Here is a 16,217-nt window from a genome sequence, read left to right as displayed (position 1 = left end):
AATTTATAGACAACTGTTTGTTTAGTAAAAATTTATTTTTGTAACTTGTTTCCTAATTATTTGATAAACATTTTACATTGGAAACCCTTATTCATTATTTTGAGACGATTCCGTCTAGTCACCGAAGTTTAATTTTAGTTGGCGGAATTACTTTTTTTTGGTTATTAGAAAGCGCAGTACCATTATTTAGTTTTAAATATAATAAATGGAAACATGCTTTTCCGAATTTGTTTTTTACAGCAACTACCATTGTCATCAATTTTACATTAGCTTTTTTATTATTAAAAACAGCAGATTGGGTGCAAGTAAATAATTTCGGATTGATTAATTGGCTTCCGGAAATGCCATTGTGGTTATATGTAGTTTTAGGTGTGTTGTTTTTAGATTTCTTCGGAGCATATTTAGCACATTTTACCGAACATAAAATTCCAAAACTTTGGATGGTACATTTGGTGCATCATACCGATCATGAGGTAGATACAACTACAGCAAATCGTCATCATCCTTTAGAAAGTATTATTCGTTTTACGTTCACATTAATAGGTGTTTTGTTAGTGGGTACGCCAATTGCAATTATAATGCTGTATCAATCAATGTCGTTAATTTTTACACAGTTAACACACGCAAATATAAAAATGCCTAAAAAGTTAGATAAGGTGTTGAGTTATATAATTGTATCGCCAGATATGCACAAAATACATCACCATAATATGTTACCATACACGGATTCTAACTACGGAAATATTTTTTCTATTTGGGATAGAATTTTCGGAACTTATATGGAGTTTGATAGAGAAAAAATTGTGTATGGTGTAGATACTTTTCCGGATGCGGAAAAAAATGCCAGTTTAAAAGAGTTATTAAAACAACCTTTTGTTGGTTATAGGAAACCAACTAATTTAGATGAGTTGGATTAAGATTGTAAAACGAGTTTTAAAAGCTCGTTTTTTGTTTTTCAATCATTTCTAAAATATATTTTCCGCGAGCTTTACAGCCTTTACTTTCGTGAATGATTTTTGTTTCAATAAGGTGTTTTAATTCAGGATGCACCCAGTCTTTTTGTAATCCGAATAAATATAAGAAAGTCATAGTATAAGCTCTAACGGCTATTTTTTGATCCGTAATTAACCAATCAAATCCAGTTTCAATAATCGCATCAATATGACTTTGTGTTAAAGTAGTTTTAGTTTTATTGCCTTTTTTTGAAGTAAAAGCATTAGCTAAGTGTTCGCAAATTTTAGCGCAAGGACGCACAGCACTATCAAAACGAACGATTGAAATATTTGTAGTAAAACGATCTAAATAAGGTAAAATATGTTCAATTCCGTGATGCGTACAAATCCATTCTAATACCCAAGCAGCCTTAATTGAGAGCTTAACATTTACATTAAAAGTTAAATCAACTAAGTGTTTTATTAAATTTGGTTGTGCTAATACAATATTAGCAGCATTATCTCTGTTTACCCTAGCAGGGTTTTTCATGTCATTTAAAACAGAAATTAAAAAATCGATACTCATATTGGTACGGTTTGTGTATTTTTGATTTTAGTAAATTATCAAATTAAATAAAAAAACTATCAATGCTAAATATAAAGAGGATATTTTCAACAGTACTTTTATTATCAGTTTTTTTTATGGTTTCTATAGAAGCTCAGAAATTAAACAAATTAGATGCGAATGGAAAAAGAACTGGAGTTTGGAAAAAGAATTATGATAATGGAAAAATTCGTTATTCAGGTACTTTTAAAGATGGTAAAGAAGTTGGCGTTTTTAAATTTTATAATATTACATCGTCTACCATACCAACAATTGTAAAAACATTTGTTAAAGATACTGCATCGGTTAAGTTTTACAATGAATTAGGTACGCTTAAAAGTAAAGGTAAAATGATAGGGAAAAACCGCATCGGTAAATGGATTTATTATTTTTCGAACGGAAAAACTTTTTCTGAAGAAGAATATAAAGATGGGAAACTAGATGGAACTCTTAAAAATTATTACCCGAACGGAAATATAACTCAAGAAACATCTTATAAAGACGGTAAAAAGAATGGAGTCTCTAAAACATTTACAGATTCTGCAATTTTAATTGAAGACGTATTTTATGTAAACGGAAAGTTAGAAGGAGAAGGTAAATACTACGATTTAAAAGGAGGTATAAAGGAAAAAGGTATCTACAAAAACGGAAAAAGAGTTGGAAAGTGGGAGTTTTATATGGATGGTGAAATTGTTGATAAAAGAAAAAAAGAAAAACTATCTGACTTAAAAAACGGTAATTAATAGCAATCAATTAAATTGATGATTCTATTAGTTTTATCCATTATAAAAACAGAAACTTATTCGTAAATTTGCAGCTTACAAAAGTATAGAATGAAAAGAGTAGTAGTAGGACTTTCGGGAGGTGTAGATAGTAGTGTAACCGCTTATTTATTAAAAGAACAAGGATACGAAGTAATCGGTTTGTTTATGAAAAACTGGCACGATGATTCGGTAACGATATCTGATGAATGCCCTTGGTTAGAAGATAGCAACGATGCAATGATTGTTGCTGATAAATTAGGAATTCCTTTTCAAACGGTAGATTTAAGCGATCAATATAAAGAACGTATTGTAGATTATATGTTTAATGAATACGAAAAAGGACGTACACCAAATCCAGATGTTTTATGTAATAGAGAAATAAAGTTTGATGTTTTTATGGACATCGCTTTAAGTCTTGGTGCCGATTATGTAGCAACGGGTCATTATTGTAGAAAAGAGGAAGAAGTTATTGATGGAAATGCTGTTTATAAACTTTTAGCAGGAAAAGATAACAATAAAGATCAATCGTATTTTTTATGTCAATTATCGCAAGAACAATTATCTAAAGCAATGTTTCCTATAGGTGAATTAACAAAGCCAGAAGTTAGAGAAATTGCAAAAAAAGCAGATTTAATTACTGCGGATAAAAAAGATTCTCAAGGATTATGTTTTATAGGTAAAGTTCGATTGCCAGATTTTTTACAACAAAAATTACAAACTAAAGAAGGAGTAATTGTACAAATTCCTTCAGATTTTGAACAATATACGCGTCCAATTCCGAAGTTTGAAAACAAAGAAGCTGAACTAAGTTATTTTTCAACAAAATTCTCTTATAACAAAGAAGACGGAAAAATAGTAGGTAAGCATCAAGGAGCGCATTATTTTACAAAAGGGCAACGAAAAGGATTAAATGTAGGAGGAACCAAAGAAGCCTTGTATGTTATTGAAACGGATGTAAACGAAAATGTAATTTATACAGGTGAAGGTAAAAATCACCAAGGTTTATATCGAAATGTATTATTTGTATCTAACGAAGAGTTGCATTGGGTTCGTGAAGATTTAGGATTAAAATATGGCGAAACAATGAAAGTTGAAGCTCGAATTCGTTACCGTCAACAATTAGAGAAAGCAACCCTTCATAAAGTTGAAAACGGATTGTATGTTGAATTTGAAAATCCGCAATCTGCTATTCAAGAAGGGCAATTTGTAGCTTGGTATATAAACGAAGAACTTTTAGGTTCGGGAGTAATATCATAGATTGCAAATAAGAAAAGAAAAATATGAAAAAGGTATTGCTATTATTAATCTTATTAGTGAGTTTTAAAGGTTACTCACAAAAAGATTCTATTGTGAATTTTTTAGATAAAAAAGGAAAGATTACAAAAGATAAATCAAAAGCAAGGTCTTTTGAAATAATAACAAAGAAGTCAGACTCTTTGTGGTTTGTTAGAAAGTTTCTAAGAAGTGGGAAATTGTATAATTATACCCATTATAAATCAAAAGATAAAAGAAATAAAATTGGCGAGTCGGTTAATTTTAACAAGTATGGAAAAATGACTTCTTTATTATATTACAATGATAAAGGAGAAAAACATGGAAAAGAAACACGTTGGTTTGACAATGGAAATAAGAATATAGAGGCCTTATATTTAAAAGGAAATAAAGAAGGGGTTTGGAAATTATATCATTATAATGGATCAATTGCCAGTAGAGGTGTTTTTAAGAAGGATTCCCTATTAAAATCTACTTTCTATAATTTGCAAGGAAATAAAATTGATTTTAAATATGATGATTTTAAGATTAAAAAACCAAAATTTAAAGGTGGGAATAAAAAATATATTGATAAACTAAAAAAGTTAATAAGAAATATAGACTTTAAGGTTAAAGGAAAAGTGAACGTTTATTATGTAATAGATACTAAAGGAAGGATTAAAGATGTTACTATAGACGAGGAACTTCCCACCAAATTAAAGAAACAAATAACCATTTTTTTTGAAAATATAGAAGGTTGGATTCCTGCCACACATTTAAATAGAACAATTCCATTTAATTTTTCTCAACCATTAAACTTTAGAGGGTAATGCAAAACAAAATCACACAACTTTTTAATATTAAATATCCAATTATTCAAGGAGGAATGATTTGGGTTTCTGGATGGAAACTAGCGTCAGCAGTTTCTAATGCAGGCGGATTAGGTTTAATCGGCGCAGGGTCTATGTATCCTGATGTATTGCGTGAACATATTCAGAAATGCAAAAAAGCAACCGACAAGCCTTTCGGCGTAAATGTACCAATGTTATATCCTGATATTGAAAAAATCATGGATATCATTATTGAAGAGGACGTTAAAATTGTTTTTACATCCGCAGGAAACCCTAAAACTTGGACCTCTCATTTAAAAGAAAAAGGTATTACAGTTGTACATGTTGTAAGTTCAGTAAAGTTTGCTTTAAAATCCGAAGCTGCAGGTGTAGATGCTGTGGTTTGTGAAGGTTTTGAAGCAGGAGGACACAACGGACGTGAAGAAACTACTACGCTTACCTTAATACCAATGGTAAAGCAAGAGGTTAAAATACCTGTGATCTCTGCTGGAGGAATAGGATCGGGTAGAGGAATGCTAGCGGCGATGATTTTAGGCGCAGACGGAGTGCAAATTGGTAGTCGTTTTGCAGCTACTATAGAGTCTTCTGCTCACGATAACTTTAAGAAAACAATTGTAGCTGTTAAAGATGGTGGAACACAATTAACATTAAAGGAATTAGCACCAGTTCGCTTGGTTAAAAATAAGTTTTATAATGAAGTTCAAGAGTTGTATCAAACGAATCCATCGATAGAAGATATTAAAGAATTGTTAGGGCGCGCAAGAGCCAAAAAAGGAATGTTTGAAGGCGATTTAGAAGATGGAGAGCTTGAAATTGGACAAATAGCAGGAATTATAAATGACATAAAATCAGCTAAAGAAGTTATCGAAGAGATAGTAACAGAATACGAAGAGGTTAAATTATCAGTAGCTAATTTATAATTAGTGAAATTTATAAAATAAAAAAGGAAGCCCTAGAGCTTCCTTTTTTATTTTGTAAAATGTATGTTTTAGTAATTTACGTAGTCTACAATTTCTAATCCGTAACCAATCATACCAACACGTTTGGTTTGTTTTGTGTTAGAAACTAAACGTAATTTATGTAAGTGTAAATCGTGTAATATTTGTGCTCCAATACCAAAATCTTTATTGTCCATCACAACATTAGGAGCCTTCATTTCTCCGTTTGCTTGGTTTTCTTTTAAACCTCTTAACCGGTTTAATAAGTTTAAAGCTTGATTTTCTTGATTGATAAAAACAATAGCTCCTTTACCTTCTTCATTGATGACATTAAACATTTGGTCTAGTTTTTTGTCAGCATTGTTGGTTAAAGTACCAAGAATATCATTGTTAATTAAAGTTGAATTAATTCGAGTTAAAACAGCATCATCTTTTGTCCAATTACCTTTAGTTAAAGCGATATGGATTTGTTTATTTGTAGTTTGTTGGTAAGCTCTTAAACGAAAGTCACCAAAACGAGTTTTTATATTAAAATCTTCTTTCTTTTCAATTAAAGAATCATGCTCCATTCTATAGGCAACTAAATCTTCAATAGAAACAATTTTAAGATCGAATTTTTTTGCAACTTTTAATAACTGCGGTAAACGAGCCATGGTACCATCTTCATTCATGATTTCTACAATAACACCTGCCGGTTTTAAACCTGCTAAACGAGCAAAATCAATAGCAGCTTCCGTATGACCAGTTCTTCTTAAAACACCTCCGTTTTTTGCTTTTAAAGGAAAAATATGACCAGGACGAGCAAGGTCGAAAGGCTTTGTTTCTGAATCAACCAATGCTTGAATTGTTTTAGATCGATCAGCAGCAGAAATTCCTGTAGTAACACCTTTCCCTCTTAAATCAACAGAAACAGTAAAAGCGGTTTCCATAGGGTCAGTATTATTATGAACCATCATATTTAGTTCTAATTCTTTACATCGATCTTCGGTAAGCGGAGTACATATTAAACCTCTACCATGCGTTGCCATAAAGTTAACCATTTCAGGAGTTGTTTTTTCTGCAGCTGCTAAAAAATCTCCTTCATTCTCGCGATCTTCATCATCTACAACAATTATAACTTTTCCGTCTTTAATGTCTTGTATAGCTTCTTCAATAGTATTTAATTGAACTTTAGTTGCTGTTTGTGTTGCCATTGTTATGTTGTTTTCTCTTTTTTAGAGAATATGTTTTTAAATGTATTGATAATTGAGGTAAAAAAACTTTTAAAATCGAATAAACCTTTGTCTTTACTAGCTCTAATAGTTAATGTTATAGCCAAAGGTAGCATTAATAATACACTTAGCCAAGAACCAAAAATAGCTGTAACCGAGCTTTCTTCTGCTAAATTCCTACCAAAAGTGTTGGTGAAAAAATAGAGTACATAGACCGCTATTGCAAGAATCATAGGTAAACCCATTCCACCTTTTCTAATTATAGATCCTAATGGAGCTCCTATAAAGAAAAGTAATAAGCAAGAAAGTGAAAAAGCAACTCTGTTATAAAATTCAATATCGTATAAATTTAGGTACTTTCGTTTTCTCTTGATAGTTTCTTTATTTGACTTGATATTATTTAAAGTACGGTCAATTTTAGAAATCGAACTTCTTAAAATAATTTTTACTTCTCTTGGGTTAAAATTTTCAAGAGTATTTAATGAAAGCTCTTTGTTTATTATAGAATCAGGATATGAATGTAAATCGTCTACATCAATACTTAAAAATAAGTTTTTAGCTCTGCTAGAAATATGGCTGTCATAATTTTTCTTCATCACAGGTATCGTATCTTTAAGTTGATTTAAACTCAACATATTGTATTGTGTTTTATACCTTTCTTTTTCTAAATCATCACCACTTAAAGAAGAAATATCAATGTTAATAGTATACTCGTCAAAATAAGCATGTGAGGCAGGCATTTTTTGTTTCTCTTTAATGGGTGCTCCATTTTTTATATGATGTTCAAAATAATAACCATCTTCTAAAATTAATGTCATGTATCGACTGCCTTCATCAGAAATTATTTTTCCTTTTTTTGCGGTTATAATTTTATTGTTTCCTTTTCTATCAGAAAGATCGTAAATAATAACTTTTTTAAGAAGATTGTTTTCTTCACCGTATTTTTCATCAAACTTAATTTGAAAGTTAGGTAATTCCGTATTAAAACTTCCAGCAACCAAGGCAATTGAAGGTTGTTTCTTTTTAATATTAACTTTCATGTTTAGCTGTTTTAACATTGCATACGGGTATACATTGTTTAAAAAAACAAAGTTTACAGCACTTAAAATAATTGTTAAAATAATTAAAGGACGAACCATTCTTGGTAGTGAAATACCAGCAGATTTTGTTGCCGCAAATTCATAATTTTCAGATAAACCACCTAAAGTCATGATTGAGGAGAGTAAAACACCGATAGGCAATGCTTGGGGCGCCATAAGAAGCATGGTGTACCAAAGAAATTTTAAGATAATAACAAGGCTTATTCCTTTACCAGCAAAGCTATCAAAAGCAAGCCAAAGTACTTGCATTACTAAAACGAATAGTATGATTAAGAATGTTGCGAAAAAAGGCTGTAAGAAGCTTTTTAAAATATATTTGTCTAATGTTTTCACAGTAGCAAAGGTAGTGGGTTAAATGGATAAAAGAATAAAAGTTTTGTTAATGATTTTTAGTACTATTAACAAAACGTATATTTTAAAACTTAATCGATAAAATATCCTTTTTTTAGATACTTTTCCTTATCAAAAGAAAATAGATTTTTAGAAATAGGTTGATTACTTTTAAATTTGGTAATCGTAAACGTTGTTTCAGCTCCATTAGCTCCTATTTGTACTAATTTATAGATGTGTTTTGTTTTCGCATCAATACCTAATTGAACTTTTACAATATCAGAATTACTGTCGATAGGTGTTAAATTAATAAATTGTATTTTTCGACCATTACTATTATTAAGCTTCCCCATAGAGTAATTATAACCTTCTTTGTAAAAAGTTAATAATTTAGATGGGTAAATAAAACCATCTTCCTCATCTAAGTTTCCGTTTGAAATATTTACTTCCTTTTCTTCTTGATTAATTACAACTAGTTTTTTACCATCAAAAACAAAATTGTTGCCTAAATAATCTAAGTTATATTTTTCGCCAGAAAGAGTTATTTCTCCTCTTATTGGTGGATCGTTAGTAATACCAGCTTCTCTGTTGATTAGAGAAGAATTAAAGCCAATAAGCATGTTATTGTAAGCCCCCATTTTACTAGAAACTTCATCTAATAACTGTTTAGCTTGTGCAGAAGTGTTTTGACCGATAGCGGTTACACTAATAAATAATCCAATAAATAATAATGCTAGTTTTCTCATTTTATACTTTTTTCCGTTACGGGAATATTTTTATAACTATTAATTTTTTTCGTTTTCTAGTAATTGTTCTAAAGCAACAAAATCAGGAACTAGAACTTGTCTTGCTTTACTTCCTTCAAAAGGGCCTACAATACCAGCAGCTTCTAATTGATCAATTATTCTACCAGCTCTATTGTATCCTAATTTTAATTTACGTTGCAATAAAGATGCCGAACCTTGTTGAGCTGTAACAATAACTTCAGCAGCACTTTTAAACAATTTATCCCTGTCTGCAATGTCTATATCAACATTTGTGCCACCTTCTTCACCAACATATTCTGGTAATAAATGAGCATCAGGATAAGCACGTTGAGAGCCAATAAAATCTGTTATTTTTTCAACTTCAGGTGTATCTACAAAAGCACACTGAATTCGGTTTAAATCATTTCCAGCCGTATATAATAAATCTCCACGACCTATTAATTGATCTGCTCCACCCGCATCTAAAATTGTTCTAGAATCTATTTTAGAAGTTACTCTAAAAGCGATTCTTGCAGGGAAATTAGCTTTAATAATACCTGTAATTACATTTACAGAAGGTCTTTGGGTAGCTACAATTAAATGAATTCCGATGGCACGAGCTAATTGCGCTAAACGAGCAATAGGTGTTTCTACCTCCTTACCCGCAGTCATAATTAAATCGGCAAATTCATCAATTACTAAAACAATATATGGTAAAAATTGATGTCCGTCATTCGGATTTAATTTACGAGCTTTAAATTTAGTATTGTATTCTTTAATATTACGAACCATGGCATTCTTAAGCAAGTCGTAACGATTGTCCATCTCTATACATAAAGAATTCAATGTGTTTACAACTTTGGCAGTGTCCGTAATAATTGCATCTTCACTATCAGGTAATTTAGCCAAATAATGACGCTCAATTTTATTAAACAATGTCAATTCTACTTTCTTCGGATCTACCAAAACAAATTTAACCTCCGCAGGGTGTTTTTTGTATAATAAAGAAGTTAAAACAGCATTTAAACCGACAGATTTTCCTTGACCCGTTGCACCTGCCATTAATAAGTGTGGCATTTTAGCTAAATCAACCACAAAGGTTTCATTAGAAATTGTTTTACCCAAAGCAATAGGAAGCTCCATTTGAGATTCTTGAAATTTCTTTGAAGCAATAACAGAATGCATAGAAACAATCGTTGATTTTTTATTGGGAACCTCAATACCAATAGTTCCTTTACCAGGAATAGGTGCGATGATACGAATACCTAAGGCAGAAAGAGATAAGGCAATATCATCTTCTAAATTCTTTATTTTTGAAATTCGAATACCAGCTTCAGGAACAATTTCATATAATGTAATTGTTGGTCCTACAGTTGCTTTAATTTGAGCAATACCAATTTTATAGTTTTTAAGTGTTTCTACAATTCGGTTTTTATTAGCCTCAAGTTCTTCCGGATCTATAGAAATAGTTTCGTTATACTCTTTTAATAAATTGAAAGTTGGGAATTTGAAGTTTCCTAGATCCAAGGTAGGATCAAATTCACCAAAATCTTTAACTAACTTATCAGATAAGTTTTCAGCAACACTTTTTTCCTCAGAATTTTGTTCAATAGCAATTTCAATCTCTTTTTTTGTTTCTTCGGATACTTTTACTAAAGGCTCGCTTTTTAAATCGACATTTAGAGTAATTTCTTCCTCTTTTGGTTCCGTAGCGGTTTTTACTTCAGAATGTTTTGAAATAGTAGGTTGTAAATTTTCTACAGATAATTCAAATCCAGATTTTGATTCTGAATCTTTTTCCTTAACAGGTGCTACAACAGTTTCTTCATTAGGGATTGCTATGTCTACTACTTTGTTTTCTTTAGCTGTTTTTACTTTTTCGCTAATTTTTTCTGGAGTAATACTAAAACGAATAATTAAATAAGCAATTAAAAAGAAAAATAATAAAATAATTAATCCTGTTTTTCCTAAAAATGTTTGTAAGTATTCGTTTAATTCAAAACCAATAATACCAGACAAAAGGGCATTCTTTTTTTCAACAAACCCTAGTGAAATAGATAACCAAAGCATTATTAATAAACCCCAGTTCCATGAAATTACGATTCTTTTTAAATTGGTTTGAAGTAAAATTCTTGCTCCCGTTAAAAATAACGTAATTGGTATAATAAAAGCACCGAATCCAAAACCTTTGTAAATAAGAAAGTTACTTAATATAGCGCCAATTTTTCCTAATAAATTTTTACTAGGAATTGCTTTGTTAGAGAATTGCGATAAAGCACTTTGATCTTCTTGCCATGAAAAGAAAAAAGAGATAAATGCAACAGTTAAAAATATTGAAAAAAGCACCAAAAAAGCACCTAAAATAGTTTGATTGTGTTTGTTAGAAAAAAAAGAATAAACTTTTTTTAACGAATTATTTTTAGGTTGTTTCTTTTGAGTGGTTGTCTTTTTTTTTGCCATGTATTTAGGTTAGAAATAAATTGAATGTTACAATATAGCTATTATTTTAGGAAGATAAATTATACCTGCAATAATCAATGAGGTAAAGGCTGCAAAAGCGGGTGCGCCAGCGGCAATATCTTTTATAAAACCTATTTTTTCATGATAGTCAGGATGTACAAAATCAGCTACTTTTTCAACAGCAGTATTTAATGCTTCAGCCACTAAAACCATTCCGATAACTAAAGTTTGAAGCATCCATTCATTCATAGAAATATTAAAACAGAAACCTAAAATAGTAGCAATAAAGCCAAAAAAAAGTTGTGCTTTAATGCTGTCTTCAGTGGTAATTAATAACCACATTCCTTTTAAAGCAAAGGTCATACTACGCAACCTTCCTTTAATAAAACCATCATTAGGATTTTTCATGAAATATTATAAAGCTTTTAAAGCTGTTTCATAATTTGGTTCATCAACAACCTCACTTACTTGTTCTGTATATATAACGTTTCCTTCTTCATTAATTATAACAATACAACGAGAGTGTAAGTTAGCCAAAGGACCATTTGTAATTTCTAAACCATAATCTTTACCGAATTTTCCAGTAGCAAAATCAGATAACATAATTACATTTTCAATTCCTTCAGCACCACAAAAACGACCTTGTGCAAAAGGTAAATCTCTAGAAATACATAAAACTTTTGTATTGTCTAAACCGGCAACTTTTTTGTTGAATTCTCTAACAGATGCTGCACATGTTCCAGTATCTACACTAGGAAAAATATTTAAAATTAATCTACTACCAGAAAAATCATTTAAATTTTTAATTGATAAATCTGTTGCAATTAATGAAAAGTCAGTTGCTTTACTACCGTTTTCTGGTAAATTTCCTGTTGTATTTATTGAATTTCCTTTTAATGTTATTGTAGCCATTTTCTGTTTGTTTTATAAAAATCAAAGGTAATTAAATTAATTAAAAAATGAAGAAGATAAAGATAGCGGACTATTAAAAAAGTTATCTTCGCATTTTGAAATACAATACCTTTTGAACTTACAACAATACACATCAGAATTTAAATACAACCTAAAGCTTGCAGCCCCAGTAATGTTAGGAATGTTAGGGCATACCTTTGTAAGTTTTGTAGATAATATTATGGTAGGGCAATTAGGAACGGCAGAGTTAGCAGCTGTTTCTTTAGGAAACAGTTTTATGTTTATTGCCATGTCTTTAGGAATCGGATTTTCTACAGCAATTACACCTTTAATTGCCGAAGCAGATTCTTCTAATAATTTTAAAGAAGCAAAATCTACCTTTAAACACGGTTTGTTTTTATGTACCACTATAGGTATTTTAATGTTTCTATTGGTTTTCTTATCAAAACCTTTAATGTATTTAATGAAGCAACCTGTTGAAGTTGTTGAATTAGCAATTCCGTATTTAGATTTGGTGGCTTTTTCTTTAATTCCGATGATTGTTTTTCAGGCATTCAAACAATTTAGTGATGGTTTGTCTATGACACGTTACCCAATGTATGCTACAATTTTAGCGAATGTTTTAAATGTAATTTTAAATTATTTGTTGATTTTCGGAAAATTCGGCTTTCCAGAAATGGGAATTGTAGGTGCTGCATACGGAACCTTATTTTCTCGATTTGTAATGGTCTTTCACCTTTGGTGGATTTTAAAAAGAAAAGAACGCTCAAAGTTACTGGTAACTAATATCAAATTATTTGTACTCGATAAATTAATGCTTCGTAAAATAATAAATTTAGGTGCACCAAGTGCTATGCAAATGTTTTTTGAAGTCGCTATTTTTACGGCAGCCATTTGGTTAAGCGGATTGTTAGGTAAAAATGCACAAGCAGCAAATCAAATAGCCTTAAACTTGTCCTCAATGACATTTATGGTCGCTATGGGATTAGGAGTTGCCTCTATGATTAGAGTAGGAAATCAAAAAGGATTAAAAAACTTTACAGCGCTTAGAAGAATCGCTTTTTCTATCTTTTTATTAGGGATAATATTAGCAATAGGATTCGCAACCATATTTTACCTATTTCATAAATCGCTACCTAATTTATATGTAGATTTAAGTGATGCTGAAAACTATGCGGATAATATGGAAGTTATGAAAATTGCAGCAAATTTATTAATTGCGGCAGCTATTTTTCAAATATCAGATAGTATTCAAGTTGTAATATTAGGAGCGTTAAGAGGGTTACAAGATGTTAAAATACCAACAATAATTACTTTTATATCATATTGGATTGTAGGTTTTCCTATCAGTTATTTTTTAGGAACTGAAGAAACTTATGGTAGTTTTGGTATTTGGTTAGGGTTATTAGCGGGTTTAACAACAGCATCTATTTTACTTTTTATTAGATTTAATAGATTAACTTTAAAATTGATTGAAAGAAACCCCGTTATTGGGGATAAATAAAATATAAATAATACGTTTTTTATGAATTTACCTAAATTTTTATTAGCAGATAATAGCAATCATCCAGAAGATATTTTTGTATTACATACAGAATTTCCACGTTTTTTAATCAACTTAAAAGACGATGAAGTAGAATGGTTTGAAGATTTAACAGGAGAAACAGAAGAAGATATTACTACCGAATTAGCCGGTTTAATGGATAAGGCAGGAGAGTTTTATGATAAAGAAATGGAAGGTTTAGAATAAGTTTTAGCTAGCAATTTTTGTTTAGTAATAAGTTAAGAGAAAATAGTTAAAATAAGTTTTTGGTAACTTTAATTATTTAGTGAGAGGTTTTTAAGTCATTAAATAAATGAGTTAGCAAAGTTCGTTTTTTTTAATAATAAATCAAGATAAAATAAGCTACTTTTTTGCTCGTTCTACCAACTCTAACTGTTCTAGTTTCGCTTTGGTAGTAAATACACCATAATTGATAAAAACAGTTTTCTTTTCAATTTTATCAATAGTACCAACAGAATTACCGTCAATTAAGCGAACACGATCATTTATTTTATATATGTAAGCAGCTTTTTCGATTGCTATTTTTTTAGCTTCTTCTTTCTTTTCAGCTCTTACTATTACTACTTTTTGAAGCACTTCTTTTTCTACTTTTTTGATAGCTTCTTGTTGCTTCTGAGTAGTAATTTTATCTTGCTTTTTTTCTAGCTTCGTAAGTTTTTTAAGTGGCGCTTTTTTTATGCGTTTTGTTTTTTCGGCAGCAACCCATTTAAAAAAATCGGCAGATAACTCCTTTTTATTATTGGTTTGAAAATACTTATTCAACAATTCATTTGTTTTTCTACCTAAAGTAAGCATTCGTTGGTTGTTGTCATACAATTCTTGAAAACCAGAAAGTTTACTTTGTAATTTGTCTTCTTTTTCTTGTAAACTGTCTATGTGTTCTTGCCCTTTAGATTTCTGCTTAACCAAGCTTTCAGATGTTTTTTGTAAACGATTACGCTCTTTCTGAAGCTTAGAAATGGTTTTGTCTAATCTAATTTTTTCTGTTTCTACTCTTTTCTTGGCTCTGTTAATTAAGCTATACGGAATTCCGTTTTTCTGAGCAACTTCAAAAGTAAAAGAACTTCCTGCTTGCCCTATAAATAATTTATATAAAGGCTCTAAAGTACGTTCATCAAACTGCATATTTGCATTAGTAACATTATCTAGTTCGTTAGCTAATACCTTTAAATTAGCATAATGCGTTGTAATAATTCCGAATGCTTTTCTTTCATAAAATTCCTCTAAGAAAATCTCAGCCAAGGCACCACCTAATTCAGGATCAGAACCAGTACCAAATTCATCAATTAAAAACAAGGTATTGTCGTCGCATTTTTTCAAGAACGAACGCATATTTTTTAATCGATAACTATAAGTACTTAGTTGGTTTTCTATGGATTGGTTATCTCCAATATCCGTTAATATGGTATTAAATAATGTTGTTTCACTGCGCTCGTGAACAGGAATCAATAATCCGCTTTGTAACATCAACTGTAATAAACCAATTGTTTTTAAAGTAATACTCTTTCCACCTGCATTGGGACCAGAAATAACAATAATTTGTTGTCTCTCGTCTAATCGAATTGTTTGAGGAAATGTTTTTTTATTTTGATCTTTATTTTTTTTCCATAATACAGGGTGATAAGCATCTTTAAAAAGAATCTTTTTCTCTTTGGTAATTTTAGGTAATAGCCCGTTAATGCTTTTCGCGTACTTAGCTTTAGCAGCAACCGCATCTAAATGTGTTAAAAAAACAATGTATTCGTTTAATAAAGGTGTAAAAGGGTGAATTTTACTAGCCAAGGCTCTTAATATTTTAACAACCTCTTGCTTTTCTTCATAAATGAGGTTTTGCAATTCTCTACTATAAGTTAAGGTGGCTTGTGGTGCGATGTAGACAATATTTCCTGATTTAGAAGCACCTAATAAACTTCCTTTAACTTTTCGGCGATGCATTGCTGTAACAGCCAAAACACGCTGATTATCTATAATAGTTTCTTTAATATCATCTAAATAACCACTAGCAATATTTCTGCTTAAAGCATGTGTAAAGCTTTCCGATATTTTTCCGCGTACGTTATTAATATCTTTTCTTATTTGTTTTAAAACAGGCGAAGCGTTATCTGCAACTTTACCGTAAGAAGTAATAATTTCTTTTATACTGTCAGATACAAAAGTAGTAAGCTCTATCTGATCACTTAAAGTAAATAAAGTAGGGTAGTAGGTTTTAAATTTTTTTAAAAACTTTTTCATTTCGTTTACAGTTTCTGTAACTGTAGCAACTCTTAAAAAAGCTTCGGTTTCTAAAAAACTATTTTCTATGGCTAATCGTTTAGTTTCTTCAGTAATATCTTCAAAAAAGTGATTCGGAAGTCTGTTTTCGTTTTCAAAAGAAGACAAGTATTCGTTTACTAAATTTAACTCGAAAAATAATTTTCTTTTATTTGATATAGGCTGAACTACAAGTGTTTTTTCTTTACCTAAATTTGTAATACAATGTTCTGCAACTTGTTCTAAAACTGTTGTGAATTCTAAATCTTGAAGTGTCTTTTCTGAAATGTTTTTAGTCAAAAAA

General features: G+C 30.4%; 15 protein-coding genes. 7 read left to right on the top strand and 8 right to left on the bottom strand.

The annotated features are described in order from the left end of the window. The first annotated feature begins 77 nt into the window (after positions 1-77). Entirely contained in the window at positions 78-917 is an 840-nt protein-coding gene (locus N2251_RS09915; RefSeq protein ID WP_260586566.1) for a sterol desaturase family protein, read from the top strand. A 16-nt stretch (positions 918-933) separates the two neighbouring features. Here the strand turns inward: N2251_RS09915 and N2251_RS09910 are convergent, their stop codons facing one another. Continuing rightward, the gene (locus tag N2251_RS09910; protein ID WP_260586565.1) at positions 934-1,518 is read right to left on the bottom strand and encodes an adenylosuccinate lyase; all 585 of its coding nucleotides are present in this window, start codon (positions 1,516-1,518) and stop codon (positions 934-936) included. 62 nt (positions 1,519-1,580) lie between these two features. Here N2251_RS09910 and N2251_RS09905 point away from each other — a divergent pair, with 62 nt between their 5' ends. The 4 genes from N2251_RS09905 to N2251_RS09890 all read left to right on the top strand — a co-directional run bounded on the left by N2251_RS09905 (position 1,581) and on the right by N2251_RS09890 (position 5,322). After that, positions 1,581-2,279 carry a toxin-antitoxin system YwqK family antitoxin gene (locus N2251_RS09905; protein ID WP_260586564.1) on the top strand — a complete coding sequence of 233 codons (699 nt, stop codon included), beginning with the start codon at positions 1,581-1,583 and terminating at the stop codon, positions 2,277-2,279. A 66-nt stretch (positions 2,280-2,345) separates the two neighbouring features. Further along, the gene (gene mnmA / locus N2251_RS09900; RefSeq protein WP_260586889.1) at positions 2,346-3,557 is read left to right on the top strand and encodes a tRNA 2-thiouridine(34) synthase MnmA; all 1,212 of its coding nucleotides are present in this window, start codon (positions 2,346-2,348) and stop codon (positions 3,555-3,557) included. Positions 3,558-3,580: 23 nt separating this feature from the next. Beyond that, positions 3,581-4,381, top strand: a complete 801-nt coding sequence (locus N2251_RS09895; RefSeq protein WP_260586563.1) for a toxin-antitoxin system YwqK family antitoxin — start codon at positions 3,581-3,583, stop codon at positions 4,379-4,381. Further along, positions 4,381-5,322 (top strand): NAD(P)H-dependent flavin oxidoreductase, encoded by a 942-nt coding sequence (locus N2251_RS09890; RefSeq protein ID WP_260586562.1) that lies wholly within the window; start codon positions 4,381-4,383, stop codon positions 5,320-5,322. The genes N2251_RS09895 and N2251_RS09890 overlap by 1 nt, the downstream gene beginning before the upstream one ends. A gap of 68 nt (positions 5,323-5,390) precedes the next feature. On the opposite strand, the gene ribB is transcribed toward N2251_RS09890, so the two are convergent. The 6 genes from ribB to tpx all read right to left on the bottom strand — a co-directional run bounded on the left by ribB (position 5,391) and on the right by tpx (position 12,099). Further along, positions 5,391-6,533: a 3,4-dihydroxy-2-butanone-4-phosphate synthase gene (gene ribB, locus N2251_RS09885; protein WP_260586561.1), complete on the bottom strand. Its 1,143-nt coding sequence runs from the start codon at positions 6,531-6,533 to the stop codon at positions 5,391-5,393. 2 nt (positions 6,534-6,535) lie between these two features. After that, positions 6,536-7,984 carry an LptF/LptG family permease gene (locus N2251_RS09880; protein ID WP_260586560.1) on the bottom strand — a complete coding sequence of 483 codons (1,449 nt, stop codon included), beginning with the start codon at positions 7,982-7,984 and terminating at the stop codon, positions 6,536-6,538. A gap of 89 nt (positions 7,985-8,073) precedes the next feature. Then, on the bottom strand, positions 8,074-8,727 hold the full coding sequence (gene lolA1 / locus N2251_RS09875) for an outer membrane lipoprotein periplasmic chaperone LolA1 (protein WP_260586559.1): 654 nt from the start codon (positions 8,725-8,727) through the stop codon (positions 8,074-8,076). A gap of 39 nt (positions 8,728-8,766) precedes the next feature. Continuing rightward, a complete protein-coding gene (locus N2251_RS09870; RefSeq protein WP_260586558.1) occupies positions 8,767-11,187 on the bottom strand; it encodes a DNA translocase FtsK in 2,421 nt (806 codons plus the stop codon). Positions 11,188-11,214: 27 nt separating this feature from the next. Next, positions 11,215-11,595, bottom strand: a complete 381-nt coding sequence (locus N2251_RS09865; protein ID WP_260586557.1) for a diacylglycerol kinase family protein — start codon at positions 11,593-11,595, stop codon at positions 11,215-11,217. Between the two features lie 6 nt (positions 11,596-11,601). Continuing rightward, a complete protein-coding gene (tpx, locus tag N2251_RS09860; protein WP_260586556.1) occupies positions 11,602-12,099 on the bottom strand; it encodes a thiol peroxidase in 498 nt (165 codons plus the stop codon). Between the two features lie 112 nt (positions 12,100-12,211). Between tpx and N2251_RS09855 the strand changes: the two genes are divergently transcribed. Together N2251_RS09855 and N2251_RS09850 are read left to right on the top strand one after the other, a co-directional pair. Continuing rightward, a complete protein-coding gene (locus N2251_RS09855; protein WP_260586555.1) occupies positions 12,212-13,603 on the top strand; it encodes an MATE family efflux transporter in 1,392 nt (463 codons plus the stop codon). A 21-nt stretch (positions 13,604-13,624) separates the two neighbouring features. After that, positions 13,625-13,849 carry a DUF8828 family protein gene (locus N2251_RS09850; protein ID WP_218772832.1) on the top strand — a complete coding sequence of 75 codons (225 nt, stop codon included), beginning with the start codon at positions 13,625-13,627 and terminating at the stop codon, positions 13,847-13,849. A gap of 156 nt (positions 13,850-14,005) precedes the next feature. Here the strand turns inward: N2251_RS09850 and N2251_RS09845 are convergent, their stop codons facing one another. Beyond that, complete coding sequence (locus N2251_RS09845) at positions 14,006-16,213, bottom strand: endonuclease MutS2 (protein ID WP_260586554.1); 2,208 nt, start codon at positions 16,211-16,213, stop codon at positions 14,006-14,008. Positions 16,214-16,217: the final 4 nt, after the last annotated feature.

It is taken from the genome of Tenacibaculum haliotis, from assembly GCF_025215075.1.
In the GTDB taxonomy this organism is placed as follows: Bacteria; Bacteroidota; Bacteroidia; order Flavobacteriales; family Flavobacteriaceae; genus Polaribacter; species Polaribacter haliotis_B.
The sequence above is the reverse complement of the archived record's forward strand: the minus strand, read 5'-3'. Positions and strand labels throughout refer to the sequence as shown.

Coding starts and splice junctions, on each gene's coding strand:
- N2251_RS09870 (WP_260586558.1), bottom strand. CDS start 11,187: ATGGCAAAAAAAAAGACAACCACTCAAAAGAAACAACCTAAAAATAAT.
- lolA1 (WP_260586559.1), bottom strand. CDS start 8,727: ATGAGAAAACTAGCATTATTATTTATTGGATTATTTATTAGTGTAACC.
- N2251_RS09850 (WP_218772832.1), top strand. CDS start 13,625: ATGAATTTACCTAAATTTTTATTAGCAGATAATAGCAATCATCCAGAA.
- N2251_RS09905 (WP_260586564.1), top strand. CDS start 1,581: ATGCTAAATATAAAGAGGATATTTTCAACAGTACTTTTATTATCAGTT.
- N2251_RS09865 (WP_260586557.1), bottom strand. CDS start 11,595: ATGAAAAATCCTAATGATGGTTTTATTAAAGGAAGGTTGCGTAGTATG.
- N2251_RS09895 (WP_260586563.1), top strand. CDS start 3,581: ATGAAAAAGGTATTGCTATTATTAATCTTATTAGTGAGTTTTAAAGGT.
- N2251_RS09910 (WP_260586565.1), bottom strand. CDS start 1,518: ATGAGTATCGATTTTTTAATTTCTGTTTTAAATGACATGAAAAACCCT.
- ribB (WP_260586561.1), bottom strand. CDS start 6,533: ATGGCAACACAAACAGCAACTAAAGTTCAATTAAATACTATTGAAGAA.
- N2251_RS09890 (WP_260586562.1), top strand. CDS start 4,381: ATGCAAAACAAAATCACACAACTTTTTAATATTAAATATCCAATTATT.
- tpx (WP_260586556.1), bottom strand. CDS start 12,099: ATGGCTACAATAACATTAAAAGGAAATTCAATAAATACAACAGGAAAT.